This is a genomic window from Streptomyces sp. 11-1-2 (genome assembly GCF_003595545.1).
Taxonomy (GTDB): domain Bacteria; phylum Actinomycetota; class Actinomycetes; order Streptomycetales; family Streptomycetaceae; genus Streptomyces; species Streptomyces hygroscopicus_B.
This window is the reverse complement of the sequence record NZ_CP022545.1, coordinates 5,530,991-5,545,564: the sequence shown is the minus strand read 5'-3', so window position 1 is coordinate 5,545,564 and position 14,574 is coordinate 5,530,991. Positions and strand designations below refer to the sequence as shown.

Below are 14,574 nucleotides of genomic sequence, written 5' to 3'. Positions count from 1 at the left end.
GCCGATGTGGTGCCTGTAGTGCTTGTGGCGCTTTTGGTGTGCCGACCTTGGGGTGGGTCGGATCAGTCCTCGCTGGGTGCCGAGGGCAGCTTGCTCTGGATCAGATCCATGACGGAGGAGTCGGTGAGCGTGGTGACATCGCCCAGCGCGCGGTTCTCGGCGACATCGCGCAGCAGACGGCGCATGATCTTGCCGGAGCGGGTCTTGGGCAGCTCGGCCACCGGCAGGATCCGCTTGGGCTTGGCGATCGGGCCGAGCTGCTTGGCGACATGCGCCCGCAACTCCTCGACCAGACCATCGTCCTCGGCCGCGCCGCCGCGCAGGATGACGAACGCGCAGATGGCCTGGGTGGTCTGCGGGTCGGTGGCGCCGACGACCGCTGCCTCGGCGACCTTGGGGTGCGAGACGAGCGCCGATTCGACCTCGGTCGTCGAGATGTTGTGGCCGGACACCAGCATCACATCGTCGACCCGGCCGAGCAGCCAGATGTCGCCATCGTCGTCCTTCTTGGCGCCGTCGCCCGCGAAGTAGCGCTTGTCGAAGCGGGACCAGTAGGTGTCCAGGTAGCGCTGGTCATCGCCCCAGATGGTGCGGAGCATGGACGGCCACGGCTCGGTGAGCACCAGATAGCCGCCATGGCCGTTCGACACCTCATTGGCCTCGTCGTCCACGACGGTGGCGGCGATGCCCGGCAGCGGGACCTGGGCCGAACCGGGCTTGGTCGCGGTGACGCCCGGCAGCGGGCTGATCATGATGCCGCCGGTCTCGGTCTGCCACCAGGTGTCGACGACGGGCGTGGTGTCCGCGCCGATGTGCTTGCGGTACCAGATCCACGCCTCGGGGTTGATGGGCTCGCCGACGGAGCCGAGGATGCGCAGCGAGGAGAGGTCGAACTTGGCCGGGATGTCGTCGCCCCACTTCATGCAGGCGCGGATCGCGGTCGGGGCGGTGTACAGGAGGGTGACCCCGTACTTCTGGACGATCTCCCACCAGCGGCCCTGGTGCGGGGTGTCCGGGGTGCCCTCGTAGAGCACCTCGGTGGCGCCGTTGGAGAGCGGGCCGTAGACGATGTACGAGTGGCCGGTGACCCAGCCGACGTCCGCGGTGCACCAGAAGACGTCGGTCTCCGGCTTGAGGTCGAAGACGGCGTGGTGGGTGTACGAGACCTGGGTGAGGTAGCCGCCGGAGGTGTGCAGGATGCCCTTGGGCTTTCCGGTCGTGCCCGAGGTGTAGAGGATGAACAGCGGGTGCTCGGCGTCGAACGCCTCGGGGGTGTGCTGCTCCGGCTGGCGCGCCACGATCTCGTGCCACCAGACGTCGCGGCCCTCGTGCCAGTCCACTTCCTGGCCGGTGCGGCGGACGACCAGCACACTGCGCACGTTCTCGGTGCCGGGTCGGGTGAGCGCCTCGTCGACGGCGGGCTTGAGCGCGGAAGCCTTGCCGCGTCGGTAGCCGCCGTCCGAGGTGATGATGACGCGGGCGTCGGCGTCCTGGATACGGGTGGCGAGAGCGTCGGCCGAGAAACCGCCGAAGACCACCGAATGCGGAGCGCCGATACGGGCGCAGGCCAGCATCGCGACCACGGTCTCCGGGATCATCGGCAGGTAGATGGCGACCCGGTCGCCCGTCTGGACCCCCAACTCGGTCAGTGCGTGGGCCGCTTGGGAGACCTCCCGCTGCAGCTCGGCATAGGTGAGGGAGCGGGTGTCGCCGGGCTCGCCCTCGAAGTGGAGCGCCACCCGGTCGCCCAGACCGTTCTCGACATGCCGGTCGACGCAGTTGTACGCCACATTGAGCTTGCCGTCGGCGAACCACTTCGCGAACGGCGGGTTCGACCAGTCGAGTGTCTCGGTCGGCGCGGTCGCCCATGACAGCCGACGGGCCTGCTCGGCCCAGAAGCCCAGGCGGTCCGCCTTCGCCCGCTCGTACGCCTCGGCCGTGACATTGGCGTTCGCGGTCAGCTTGGCGGGCGGCGCGAAGCGACGCTCCTCCCGAAGAAGGTTGGCCAGGCTCTCGTTACTCACGACATCTCCCATTCCCAGGGTGTCCGTTGTGTCCCAGGCCATAGCTCATCAGCCAACGGCACACCCTGACAAGGGCTGTCGCCGAAAATTGGTTTAGACCTGTCATGGTTTATGTCACCGCCCCAGCTCCAGGGCCCCCTGGACGGGGTCCCCTCCCCGCTCCGCGACGCCGGAACGGCCGCTTCCGGCCTGGGTGGGGGCCGCCGTTGCGAGACAGGCGGGCATCGGTACGCCATGGTCCGGACGGACGGGTAGGAATCTCCCCGAGCCTGTGTCCAGGACATACGCCTGCGCCTCCGCCACGTGGAAATACATTCCATGCAGCGCCAGCCCGCCCTCCGCCACCCGCCGTGCCACACAGGCGTGCTCCATCAGATGGTCGAGTTGCTGTCTCACGTTGACCAGCGCCAGCCGCTCCACATCGTCGGCGATCGGCCGGCTCGACAGGGCGACCTCGCCGCGCCCCAGTCGACCGATCCGCTCCATCCGTGCCAGCGCCGGTCTGCCGTGGCGCAGCCAGCGCTCAAGCGGCGAGCGCTCCAGCGGCGTCGTGCCCCCGCCTGCGGACGCCCCGGCCCCGGGCTGGGACGGCGTTCGGGTCGGCGCCGATGAGCCGAGCAGCGCATGCATCGCGCCGCATCCGGAGTGCCCGCACACCGTGATGCTGCTGACCTTCAGCACCTCCACCGCATAATCGATCGCCGCGCCCACCGAGTCACAGGAGCCATCGGCGCCCAATGGTGGCACCAGATTGCCGACATTGCGCACGGTGAACAGGTCGCCGGGGCCACTGGAGGTGATCATGCTGGTGACCAGGCGGGAGTCGGCGCAGGTGAGGAACAGCTGGCTGGGTCGCTGCCCCTCCCGCGCCAGCCGGGCCAACTCGTCGCGGACCAGCGGTGCCGTATGGCGCTGGAACGCGCTCACCCCGCCGAGCAACTGACCGCCTGCGTGCCCGTCGACGCCCGCGGTCGCCGAGGCGGGACGGGTGCAGTGGTGATCACGCCAAGGCGTCCACGGCCGACAGGCCCGGGCGCCGCCCGCCTCCGCGATCCGCCGAGCCGGCCGTCCATCGGCCGCCGCCCGCCCGGAGCCCGAGGGTCGGCGGAGCGCCGTGAGCAGAGCGACCGTGAGGAGGGTGACCGCGAGGACCGCGGCGGCGACCGTGAGCCCGGTTCCGAGCGAGGCGTCGCAAGCCCATGCGATGCCCAGTGAGGCCAGGGCGACGACCAGGGGGAGAGGGGCGGCGAACGGGAAGAGGGTGGCCGAGGTGGAGAGATCTCCGCGTCTGTGGCGGGAGATCCGGTGGATCCGGTCCAAGAGCTTCAACATTCCCGTCTCCTCCGGGGCTTCGGTCGCGGATAGGGGCGCGGCCGTGGGTCACGGTGTACTGCGGTACTGAATCCCAAGCGTTGGTAAATGAATCGTAATGCCGAGTAAAGTCACTGGGAAGTCTTTTTGGGGGGAAGTGGGCTGTTATTCCATCTATGGGGTGAATAGTCATTTAAAATGCCTTGTCATCCTCTGCCTTTTCCTCAGTCCGTGCGAGGTTGGCTCCCATCCGGCCGGATCTCCTGGACACAGCACGACACGAGGGACGAGGTGGCGGTATGAAGGCCAGAAGAAACGTCACTGCACTGCTGGCCACGGTGGTGGCGCTCTCCATGCCGGTCGGCTGCTCAGGAGACTCCGCCCAGACCCATGGACCGGGCGGCACCGCGGGTCCGCGGCATGACAGGGACGGCCTGCAGAAGGGCCCTGGGGTGCCGAACCACCCTGACAAGGCCCCGAAGGCGGTACGGCTCATCGGCGACGGGTCGACCTCCGACACCGGGCCGCAGCCCCATCAGCCGAAGGCCGAGCGGCTTGAACCGGGTGAGAGACCACCGCAGTTCGTCGTCTTCTCCTGGGACGGCGCCGGGCAGGACAAACAGAAGCTGTTCTCCCACTTCCGTGCGGTCGGCAGGAAGTACGGCGCGACGATGACGTACTTCCTCAGCGGTGTGTACCTGCTGCCCGCGGAGAAGCGGTACCTCTACGATCCGCCCGGGCATCGGCGCGGCGCCTCGTCCATCGGCTTCAACGACGTCAAGGGCATTAAGGCCACGGTGGAGCAGCTCCGCGGCGCCTGGCTGGACGGCAATGAGATCGGCACCCACTTCAACGGTCACTTCTGCGGACGCAACCGCGGAGTCGGCGCCTGGTCGGCGCGGCAGTGGACCAGCGAGATCCAGCAGGCCGAGTCGTTCGTCGAGAACTGGAAGACCAACTCCGGTCTGGAGCAAGAGAAACCGCTCCCCTTCGACTACGGCAAGGAACTCATCGGCGGCCGTGCGCCCTGTCTGGAAGGGCAGAAGAACCTGATCCAGGCGGCCGCGAAGCTGGGATGGCGCTACGACGCGAGCTCGCCCGGCGGGCTGCAGATCTGGCCCAGCAAGATCCACGGGATCTGGGACTTCCCGCTGCAGCAGATCCCCGTACCGGGCCGTTCGTTCGAGACGCTCTCCATGGACTACAACTTCCTGGCCAACAAGCCGCGTAAGAAGGAGGGCAAGCGACCCAAGCGCTCCACCTGGGGCCGTCCGATGCGCGACGGCCTGCTCGCCGCCTTCGACCGGGCGTACGAGGGCAACCGGGCGCCACTGTTCATCGGCAACCACTTCGAGTCCTGGAACGGCGGAACGTATATGCGCGCCGTGGAGGACGTCATCAAGGAAGTCTGCCCGCGCAAGGGAGTGCGCTGCGTCTCCTTCAAGCAGCTGGCCGACTGGCTGGACGCGCAGAACCCCCGCGTCCTCGAGAAGATGCGAGTGCTGGACGTCGGGAGGCGGCCGCCGGGCGGCTGGAAGAGCTACCTGGCCGCGGCCGGGCGTGCCTGAGAAATACGCCTCGGAGGGGAAGCACGCCTCGGAAGGGAAGCACATGGATCAGCACGCGGGCGAGCGCAGGCGGACGTCCGACCGCGAACCTGCGCATGAACGGACGTCCGAGCGACACACGCATACGGCTAAGCGGGAGCGGGAGTAGTCGCCGAACCCTCCTCCAGCGCGAACTCCCGCAGCGCGAAGGCGGGGTCGACCTGGGCGGCCAGATCGGCACCCGTCTTCGCGTTCCCCCAGCTCTGCGCGTTCTTCAGGTGGAAGTGCACCATCTGACGGGTGTACCGCTGCCAGTCGCGCCGCTCGTACGTGGCGTCCACCGCGTCCCGCAGAGACCGCAGCGCGTCGCGGTTCGTCTCCTCAAGCTCCTCGAACCGGGGCGCATGACCCTTCTCCATCGCCCTGACCCAGTCGGAGTGGCCGAACGTGACCAGGAGGTCATCGCCCACCTCCGCGCGGAGGAAGTCCAGGTCGTCCGGGCCCTGCGCCTTGTTGCCGACCACCCGGAGCGCCACATCGAAGTCGCGGGCGTACTCCTTGTACTGGCGGTAGACGGAGACGCCCTTACGCGTGGGCTCGGCCACCAGGAACGTCATGTCGAAGCGGGTGAAGAGGCCGGAGGCGAAGGAGTCGCTGCCCGCCGTCATGTCGACGACGATGAACTCGCCGGGCCCGTCGACGAGATGGTTCAGGCACAGCTCGATCGCGCCGACCTTGGAGTGGTAGCAGGCGACGCCGAGATCGGATTCGGTGAAGGGGCCGGTCGCCATCAGCCGCACCGCCCCGTCGTCGAGCCGCACGGTGCGGGCGCATGCCTGATAGACGGGGTTGTCCTCGCCGATCCGCAGCAGCCGCGACCCCTCGCCCGGCGGAGTGGTCTTGATCATGGTCTCGGTGGAGGCGATGCGGGGGTTCGTGCCGCGCAAGTAGTCCTTGATCAGCGGGAGGTGGGCGCCCATGGCGGGCAGTGCGGCGGCCTCCGCCTCGTCGAGTCCGAGCGCCACGCCCAGATGCTGGTTGATATCGGCGTCGACGGCGACGACAGGGGCGTGGGCTGCGGCGAGATGGCGGATGAACAGCGACGACAGCGTGGTCTTGCCGCTTCCACCCTTGCCTACGAAAGCGATCTTCATGTTCACCTAGCGTAGGTGAGTGATCGTGGACCATGCGGGATTTACGTGAAGAACACCACTCCAACGAGGGGTGCCCGGTGTGGGGTGCGTAGTGTCGTACTCATGAGTACGTCAGCTGATCCGCTCGCCGCCCTGGCCGGGCTGCCCGGTGTGGCCGAGTCCGTGAACGCCGTACGGAAGGCGGTGGACCGGGTCTACGGACACCGGGTGATGCGCCGCCGCAGCAATGAGGTCACCTCCGAGGCGGCGTTGCGCGGGGCGCGGGGCTCCGCCGCGCTGGCCGGTGCGGACTGGGCGCTGGAAGAGGTGCGTCGGCGCACCGACTTCGGGACCGAGGGCGAGCCACGCACGGTGGGGGCGGCGCTGCGGCTGACCGCCGAGGCGGGGCAGTTGTTGAATATCTGGCGTCAGTCGCCGCTGCGCGTTCTGGCCCGGCTGCATCTGGTCGCGGCGGGCGGGGCGGAGGGCGACGAGGGGGTCGGACGCCCGCGGCAGTCGGGTGAGCCGGTGGACGAGCCGCTGATCGGGTCCGATCTGCCGCTGCCGGGCGCGGACGAGGTGGCGGGGCGCCTCGATGGGTTGGCTCGGCTGCTGCTCATGGGCAGCGAGGCTCCGGCGCTGGTGACGGCGGCGGTGGTGCATGGCGAACTGCTCGCCCTGCGGCCCTTTGTCTCCCGCAATGGTCTGGTGGCGCGCGCGGCCGAACGGATCGTGCTGGTCGGCAGCGGCCTCGATCCGAAGTCGATCTGCCCGGCCGAGGTGGGGTACGCGGAGCTGGGCGTCGCGCCGTACATGGCGGCGCTGGAGGGCTATGCGTCCGGAACGCCGGAGGGCATGGCGGTGTGGATCGCACACTGCGGACGGGCGGTTGAGCTCGGGGTGCGGGAGTCCACGGCGGTCTGCGAGGCCCTGCAGCGCGGGGCGGCCTGACGCCGGAAGAGCGGGCCGATGCCGGAAGGGCGGTCTGAGGTCGGAACGGCGGTCTGGGGCTGGGCAAGAGCGGAGGCTGGGCGGGAGCGGCCTGATGCCCGACAAGAGTTGCGGCGGTACCCGTGGGCACCGCCGCTGGCACAGCTACCGGGTTACCATGCGTGCAATCTCATTCGCCCATCAGGTCGGGAACTTATGCCCGTCACCTGGTGCGGCTGGCCCGTAATCGACGGGTCGACGTCGCGTGGGTGCTCAGCATCTGTGCTCGGTCCGTGGGGCCTTGGCGTCTGAGGGTTTCCTCCCGGATACCCCTGGTCTCGCGGGCCGTCGACTCCTTTGTACTCCTGCGAGAGGCCAAGCGGAACCCCTCACCGCAGATCTTTGCTATTACCCCTAAACGCGGGCATAAAGGGCGCGGCGCCGATTGGTGTACCACACCAGCCCGGCGGTGGCTGCGGCCGCGCCTACGGCCGCAGCCACAGCGAGCACCGGGCGGGGCGGCATGGAGAGCGAGGGCCTGCGCTGCTTCAGCCGGACCGGGCGGTTGAAGGAGAGCACCGGCCAGCCGCGGGCCGCCGCCTCGCGCCGCAGCGCCCGGTCCGGGTTGACCGCATGAGGGTGGCCGACCGACTCCAGCATCGGGAGATCGGTCGCCGAATCGCTGTAGGCGTAACAGCGTGACAAGTCGTAGCCCTCCGACTCCGCCAACTCGGCGATCGCCTCCGCCTTCGTCGGGCCATAGGCGTAGTACTCCACCTCTCCGGTGAAGACTCCGTCTTCGACGACCATGCGGGTGGCCACCACGCGGTCCGCGCCCAGAAGCTCGCCGATCGGCTCGACCACCTCCGCCCCGGAGGTGCTCACGATCACCACATCGCGGCCGGCGATGTGGTGCTCCTCGATGAGCGAGGCGGCCTCGTCGTAGATGATGGGGTCGATCAGATCGTGCAAGGTCTCGGCGACGATCTCCTTCACCTGCTGGACATTCCATCCGCGGCACAGCGCCGATAGGTACGCGCGCATCCGCTCCATCTGGTCGTGATCGGCGCCGCCGGCGAGGAAGACGAACTGCGCATAGGCAGTACGCAGTACAGCGCGGCGGTTGATCAGACCACCCTGGTAGAAGGACTTGCTGAAGGTGAACGCGCTTGACTTCGCAATGACCGTCTTGTCCAGGTCAAAGAAGGCGGCTGTCCGGGGCAAGGAGTGGTTTTCCACGACGCCGAGCATAGGGCCCACCATTCGGCGTAAGCTCAGGCGCGTGGGTTTGCCTGAGAAGGCTCTCGGGTACACCATGGAAGTCACGGATCGTTCGCGACCGTGCTAACCCGGCCCGACTCCTCCCCCCCGAGTCGGCCGTGGGGACGACCCCCGCTCTCCCCCCCGGCGGGGGTCGTCGCATGTCCGGACGCGTTTTCGGCGTTCTCACGAGATCTTGATCCCCTCCCTCGGGCCCGTGTGGCCCCGCCTCTCCACAGCTTGAGCGGTAACCGTACGTAATCGCTAGGCTGCTCTCCGGAAGTCACTGCTTTAGGTGACTGGGATATTCACAAGTGATGAGTTGTCCACAGTTTTGGACCAAGATCCCCAAGATTTTCTGGATCGCAGCACGGTGATTCTCCGCGGTGCTCGCACTCGCTGTTCGCGGGAGTGAGAGCGCGTAACGGATATGGGAGGGGATCGTGACTGCATCCATCACACCGGAACGCCCTTCGGCGGCCGAAGGACAACGGGGCAGACCGCTCATCGTCACCGAGGACGAGGAGCTTCTCGACGATCTGCTGCGGCTGTGCGCGGCGGCCGGAGCCGAACCGGAAGTGGCACATGGCGCGCTCACCCGCCGGGGCAGTTGGGAGGCCGCACCGCTGATTCTGGTCGGCGACGATTCGGCCGCCCGGCTGTGCGACCGGGCCCGCAGAGAAGGGGTGTTGCTCATCGGGCGCGATCTGGACGACCACGGCATCTGGCGGCGGGCGGTGGCGCTCGGCGCGGACAACGTGGCGTTCCTGCCCGATGCCGAGACCTGGCTGGTGGACCGGATCGCCGATGTCGCCGAGGGCGTGGGCCGGCAGGCCCTGACCATCGGAGTCATCGGCGGCCGCGGCGGCGCGGGCGCCTCCACCCTCGCGTGCGCCCTGGCGATCACCGCGGCCCGCTCCGGTCGGCGCACCATGCTGATCGACGGCGATCCGCTGGGCGGCGGGCTCGATGTGCTGCTCGGCGGCGAGGGCGCGCAGGGACTGAGATGGCCCGCCTTCGCCGAGTCGCGGGGGCGGGTCGCCGGAAGCGCTCTGGAGGAGTCGCTGCCCGAGCTGCACTCGCTGCGGGTGCTCAGCTGGGACCGTGGCGATTCGGTCGTCATCTCGCCCTCCGCGATGCGGGCGGTGCTGGCCGCGGCCAGGCGGCGCGGCGGGGTCGTGGTGGTGGATCTGCCGCGCCGCGTCGACGACGCGGCGGCCGAGGCCCTGGCCCAGATCGACCTCGGGCTGCTGGTCGTCCCGGCGGAGCTGCGAGCGGTCGCCGCCGCCCACCGGGTGGCGTCCACGGTGGGCATGGTGCTGCGGGACCTGCGCGCGGTGGTGCGGGGCCCGTGCGGGCCGGAGCTCGGCGACGAGGAGATCGCGGGGCTGCTCGGGCTGCCCCTGGCCGGTCAGCTGCCACCGGAGCCCGGTCTGGCCGACGCGTTCGAGGGCGGGGAGCCCCCGGGCGGCAGCCCCCGCGGACCGCTCGGCCGGTTCTGTGCCGAGTTCTGGGCGCGTGCCCTCGCCGACGAGGGAGGTGTCACCGCATGAGCGTCGTATCGCCGGATCTGCTGGACGCGGTGCGGCTGCGGCTCGCCGGAAGCGGCGCGGAGCCCACGCCCGCCCGGGTGGCGGCGGCCCTGCGTGAGGAGGGGCGGCTGCTCGGCGACACCGAGGTACTGGGTGTGGTGGAGGCGCTGCGCTCGGAACTGGTCGGCACCGGGCCCCTGGAGCCGCTGCTGGCCGCCCCCGATGTCACGGACGTCCTGGTCACCGCCCCCGATGAGGTGTGGGTGGACCGGGGTTCGGGGCTGGAGCGCACGGCCGTCACCTTCGTGGACGCGGCCGCCGTGCGCAGGCTCGCGCAGCGGCTCGCCGCGGTGGCCGGGCGGCGGCTGGATGACGCCCGGCCGTGGGTGGACGCCCGGCTGCCGGATGGGACCCGGCTGCATGCGGTGCTCCCTCCGGTCGCGGTCGGCTCGACCTGTCTGTCGCTGCGAGTCGTGCGCCCCCGGGCGTTCTCCCTCGCGGAGCTGGAGGCGGCCGGGACGGTGCCGCCGGGCGGCGCGCATCTGCTGCGGGCCATGCTGGACGCCCGGCTGTCCTACCTGATCAGCGGCGGCACCGGCTCGGGCAAGACAACGCTGCTGAGCACCCTGCTGGGGCTGGTCGGCCCGCAGGACCGAATCGTCCTCGCCGAGGACTCGGCCGAGCTCCGGCCGGACCACCCGCATGTGGTCCGGCTGGAGACCCGCCCTGCCAACCAGGAGGGCCGAGGCCAGGTCACCCTGCGGGATCTGGTGCGGCAGGCGCTGCGGATGCGCCCCGACCGGCTGGTGGTCGGGGAGGTGAGAGGCGCCGAGGTCACCGATCTGCTGGGGGCCTTGAACACCGGCCATGAGGGCGGGTGCCTGGTCTGAGCGTACATGCACGAGTAGGGCCTAGCTCAGGTGCGCGGAACACGACCTAGTCACGTGCCGGTAGGTGCACCAGTGGGCCGGAACCTGGGCGCCAACCGTGCTCAGCGTGGCTCGGGGGCGCTGTCTAGGGCTCTTGCTGCGGCAGCTAGAAACTGATCCTGGATTCGCAGCGTCTCTAGGCGCGTGTTCAGCAGTTCCCCGAAGGTCAGGTCCCCTTCCCCCATGCGCCTGGTGAGTTCGGAGTAGCTGTCTGTGAGCCTCTGTGCAGCCTGAGCGACCGGTGCCGGGCCTTCCATGCGCACGATCTTCAGACTCTGATGGAGCATGCCGGAAGCCGTGGACAGGGCTTCCCGTAGTGCGTCCACTGAGGCACTGTCGGCGGACAGATATTGGTGCTGTAGGTCATCTACCTCCTCTGCCTTGCTCAGCAGATCAAGGTAGGCGTCTCGTCGGATCTCGCGGTGACGCGCAAGCCGCTGCTCTAGTCGGTCCCGCTCCTTGTCAGCGTTCTCCTGCCGCCCCTTCAACAGCGTGAAGCCACCCGTGAGCGCCGTGCCCGCTATCACAGCACCCGCACCGATCAGAGTGCCCCAGACGTCTGCCATAGCGGCCAGCCTACGGACACAAAGAGCCCCGCCCAGCGCAACGGGGGATGCGCATGGACGGGGCAGTCAGGTGTGTTACCGGGGCTGGTGACCCTTGGCTTGGATCTTCGCTCGCATCCTGGCCACAAGGTCAGTGTGTGCCCAGTCTTGCAACGCCTTGCCGCGTCCAGTCTTCTCTATGAGCTGCGCCCCCTTCACCCGTCCCGGGCGCTTGCTCAGTCGGATCTCCTTCGCCACTGCCTTCCCCCTCTCAGATTTTCCCCGTGGCAGTGAGCGTGATGAGCGCGGAGCACGCCACGTAAACGGCCAGATGGAACGACGCGCCAGCCAGCCAGCGCGCTGCCCGCCTCATCGCTGCGTCAACCGGTCACGTACGGCTTGAGCACGGGGCACCCCTTCGGCGGTAAGCCATTCGATTTCCCGGCGCAACCGCTGTTCTACGGCCAGATCACACCGGGCGCATTCACAAGGTGGCCACGCGTCCGACAAGAGGGGGTCCAGCTCATCAGTGGCAGTGTCGTAGATCTTCGTCGGCTCAAAGGTCTGCCCGCTGTCCCGTGACACGCGAATGGTCATGCGACCACTTCTGGCGCTACTCATGCGGACGTCTCAGCGGCCGGTGTGGGGCTTACGGCACTCTCTTCGCTGTCCGGTACCGGAAGCCGCATTCCGCGCGACTCAGCGACCCTCAGAGCGTCGCTGAGGCATTCGGCCAGTCGGGTGCCGACATACCTCAGCTCTCCGTGCGATGCCTTCGTGTCCTTGAGCACTTTGAGAGCGTGCTCAAGGACGTCCGTCCCCATGCCAAGTTGTGCCGCTTCCATTTCATCGGCGAGCTTGGTCACGTACCCGCCCTCATCGGCCCCACTCAGCAAGCATGGCCTGCCGTCGTCCGTCGTCCAGGGGAGTAATCGGGGAACGTGCCCCGTCGAAATATCGGCAAGGTTCTGCCGTCGCTGTCGGTCGCCTTCCGTCCCCTGCATGGTGCGGCCCCCTTTGCCGTCAATGGGTAAAGGGACCGTACGAGCGGACAGGCAACCAATCCACGTGCGCAAAACGGTAGTTCAAAAATGTGGCCCGCTGAACTACCACGCTCCGCAGTAGCTAGCCAGCAATGCCAAGATGAGCTGCCATGCTCCGCATCTCTTCCGTCAGCGTTCGCTTACGGGCCTTGAGAATGTTTTCCATCACGCGCCGTGCCATGGGCTGATGAGTGATCCACACGTCACCGGTTTCACGAAGGTTGACAAGCTCATCCATGGCGTCTTGGTGGGACCCCAGTAGGACGTGAGCGTGGGCAACGTCGAGCCGATGACGACCCCAGTTGTTCGTGTTCAAGCGGCCGAAGTTCTTCACGGCCTTAGGGCTGAGTGGACCTTCGCCAGCCCGCCGCAGAACGCCACGCGCATCACCGACAAGGGCTAGGTCCTCAACCGCCTTCGCCTCAGCGGTCACAGGGCCGAAGGCACTCCAATGCGACGGGAATTCGGTGTGTTCCCGTTCCAGTGCGCCCCCAGCGGTAGCCGCCATTCGTCGGCCATGCTTCGCCTCATCCTGCCGGTTGTTCCTCCGGGCAGCAGCGGCAACCCTGAGCCACAGCTCACCCCACACAGCAAGCTGCGCGGGTGTCGCCTGAGACATGCGCGGTTCGATTTCGGCTGCCGTCTGCGCTGCAAGGTGCTCGCTCTCGTCAAAGCGGTCTTGCCGGAGCAACAACCAGCACAGCCCTACGACTCCCGTTGCCGCCACCTGAGTTTGCCCTGTCTCACGGGCAAGCCGGATTGCCTCAGCGAGTGCGTAATAGGCCATGTCGTATTGACGAACCTGCGTCAGGTACTTCCCCGTGAGCAACAACGCATGAGAACGCGCGATCGTCGCGTGTTGCTGATCTTCACCCTCAAGGGTGGACACAGCAGCCTCAGAGGAACGCAGCAAGTCGGGAAGCTTCTGCGCAACGGACGTGTACCGGTCAGCCTGGTAGAGCGCGTGGCCGTCCTGTACGCGCTGCCGGATGCTCGACGGCTCCTCAGCCTCACCAGGCTCTGACAAGGGCGCAGCGAGCCCAATAGGGGGCATGAGGGCGCGCCTCAGCTCAGCCAGGTAGCGCCGGTTCGCCTCATCCTGCGGACCGACAACAGGTTCAGGCGCCTCGCTGGCGAACAAGGCTGATGTGGAGACTTCCAGCGCAGCAGCAAGGGCGGCAAGCGTGTCCATGCTGACGTGCCCGCCCTGCTCAGCCTTGCGGACCGTGCTGAGTGAAAGATCAGCCTCTTCGGCCAACCCCTCTTGCGTCAGTCCGGCGGTGCGCCGGTACTTCTTGATGTTGTCTGCCAAACCTGTGGACATTGGCGTTCACCTCACGGCCAAGGGTACGCACTGGCCATAGCTGAGCAACACCGATAGGTCAAGCAAGAGTTCGCAAGATCATATGACGGACCGTCAGGTAAGGAAGGAGCCGTGTCGTGCTCCGCCGGTTGCAGGGGTACGCAGAAGTTGCCCGAAGTCGCCGCCATACTCGCTGAGTACCAGGCAGCCTAGGAAGATAAGCCCCAGGGTACCTAAGTGAAGGTCGGTGTAACGGAAGATGGTGCAACCAGGTGACTCTCCCCAGGATGCAAAAAAGCGCTCAGACATTGAGAATGACCTGTCTGGAGATGTAGGCGGAAGCGTTGTTCAAGCTGGATCGATACACGGTAGCGTCAGTACAGTTCACAATTGGAATCACGCCGTTTCTCCGAAATGGCATGCGGAGCGTCTCCAAGCATCTCAGAGACTTATCGAAAACATACAGCCTTGGATGGAACATCTGCGCAGTTGGGGGGCGCCGCCTCCCTTTGCAACTCCTGAACAGATCTACCGTGAGCGACTTGAGCTGGAGCAATTCGACTGGAAGTCTTGCTTGGATTCTATATGGAATGCGTGGACTCCGCTTTCCCTGATTGGATCAAAGGCCACGGAAGACGCCTACAAGGATTTTATAGCCCAGTCAATGGGGGCGAAGGCTACCGTGATCGGACCAATCGATCAGAAGAGCGTCGATTTCATGATCAACGCGACGAATGAACGTTACGATGCGCTGCTCCAGGCTCTCAGGAATGATCTTGGTGTAGATGATGCTAGCTAATCAGAATATGACTGCATCGAACTGCATATTACCGAATCACCGCGCAAACGCTTCCAGTTGCGGCGCTAGCTTTTTGCCTCCCTGCCGGTCAATCTCTGGAGTGGGAGGGGGTCACCCCCGAGGGGGCAGGGCTGAGCGGAGATCAGAACGGCGGAACGTCATCAGGCTTAGGCCGCTGAGACTTCGCATTCTCGGCTGCCCAACCACCAGGCTGGTTC

General features: G+C 67.2%; 9 protein-coding genes and 2 pseudogenes. 5 read left to right on the top strand and 6 right to left on the bottom strand.

Features of this window, described 5'->3' with window-relative positions:
• Window positions 1-62 precede the first annotated feature (62 nt).
• Both acs and CGL27_RS23240 read right to left on the bottom strand, forming a co-directional pair.
• A complete protein-coding gene (gene acs / locus CGL27_RS23245; RefSeq protein ID WP_078647516.1) occupies window positions 63-2,024 on the bottom strand; it encodes an acetate--CoA ligase in 1,962 nt (653 codons plus the stop codon).
• A gap of 114 nt (window positions 2,025-2,138) precedes the next feature.
• Window positions 2,139-3,059, bottom strand: a pseudogene (locus CGL27_RS23240) (carbonic anhydrase); the annotation flags it as partial.
• 575 nt (window positions 3,060-3,634) lie between these two features.
• Here CGL27_RS23240 and CGL27_RS23235 point away from each other — a divergent pair.
• Window positions 3,635-4,903, top strand: coding sequence for a hypothetical protein (locus tag CGL27_RS23235; protein WP_240450608.1), 1,269 nt, complete (start codon window positions 3,635-3,637; stop codon window positions 4,901-4,903).
• Window positions 4,904-5,031: 128 nt separating this feature from the next.
• Here the strand turns inward: CGL27_RS23235 and CGL27_RS23230 are convergent, their stop codons facing one another.
• Complete coding sequence (locus CGL27_RS23230) at window positions 5,032-6,036, bottom strand: ATP-binding protein (RefSeq protein WP_119989751.1); 1,005 nt, start codon at window positions 6,034-6,036, stop codon at window positions 5,032-5,034.
• Between the two features lie 102 nt (window positions 6,037-6,138).
• Here CGL27_RS23230 and CGL27_RS23225 point away from each other — a divergent pair, with 102 nt between their 5' ends.
• Entirely contained in the window at window positions 6,139-6,966 is an 828-nt protein-coding gene (locus CGL27_RS23225) for an oxidoreductase (protein WP_078642259.1), read from the top strand.
• Between the two features lie 393 nt (window positions 6,967-7,359).
• Here the strand turns inward: CGL27_RS23225 and CGL27_RS23220 are convergent, their stop codons facing one another.
• A complete protein-coding gene (locus CGL27_RS23220; RefSeq protein WP_119989749.1) occupies window positions 7,360-8,196 on the bottom strand; it encodes an HAD family hydrolase in 837 nt (278 codons plus the stop codon).
• A 452-nt stretch (window positions 8,197-8,648) separates the two neighbouring features.
• Here CGL27_RS23220 and ssd point away from each other — a divergent pair, with 452 nt between their 5' ends.
• Together ssd and CGL27_RS23210 are read left to right on the top strand one after the other, a co-directional pair.
• Window positions 8,649-9,758, top strand: a complete 1,110-nt coding sequence (gene ssd / locus CGL27_RS23215) for a septum site-determining protein Ssd (protein ID WP_119989746.1) — start codon at window positions 8,649-8,651, stop codon at window positions 9,756-9,758.
• Window positions 9,755-10,618 (top strand): annotated as a pseudogene (locus CGL27_RS23210) (TadA family conjugal transfer-associated ATPase); the annotation flags it as partial. The gene ssd and the pseudogene CGL27_RS23210, both read left to right, overlap by 4 nt.
• 110 nt (window positions 10,619-10,728) lie before the next feature.
• Here CGL27_RS23210 and CGL27_RS23205 read toward each other — a convergent pair.
• Both CGL27_RS23205 and CGL27_RS23190 read right to left on the bottom strand, forming a co-directional pair.
• Window positions 10,729-11,232: a hypothetical protein gene (locus CGL27_RS23205; RefSeq protein ID WP_119989744.1), complete on the bottom strand. Its 504-nt coding sequence runs from the start codon at window positions 11,230-11,232 to the stop codon at window positions 10,729-10,731.
• A 1,104-nt stretch (window positions 11,233-12,336) separates the two neighbouring features.
• Window positions 12,337-13,578, bottom strand: coding sequence for a helix-turn-helix transcriptional regulator (locus CGL27_RS23190; RefSeq protein ID WP_119989741.1), 1,242 nt, complete (start codon window positions 13,576-13,578; stop codon window positions 12,337-12,339).
• Between the two features lie 451 nt (window positions 13,579-14,029).
• On the opposite strand from CGL27_RS23190, the gene CGL27_RS50140 reads away from it, so the two are divergent.
• The gene (locus CGL27_RS50140) at window positions 14,030-14,356 is read left to right on the top strand and encodes a hypothetical protein (protein ID WP_162953050.1); all 327 of its coding nucleotides are present in this window, start codon (window positions 14,030-14,032) and stop codon (window positions 14,354-14,356) included.
• Window positions 14,357-14,574: the final 218 nt, after the last annotated feature.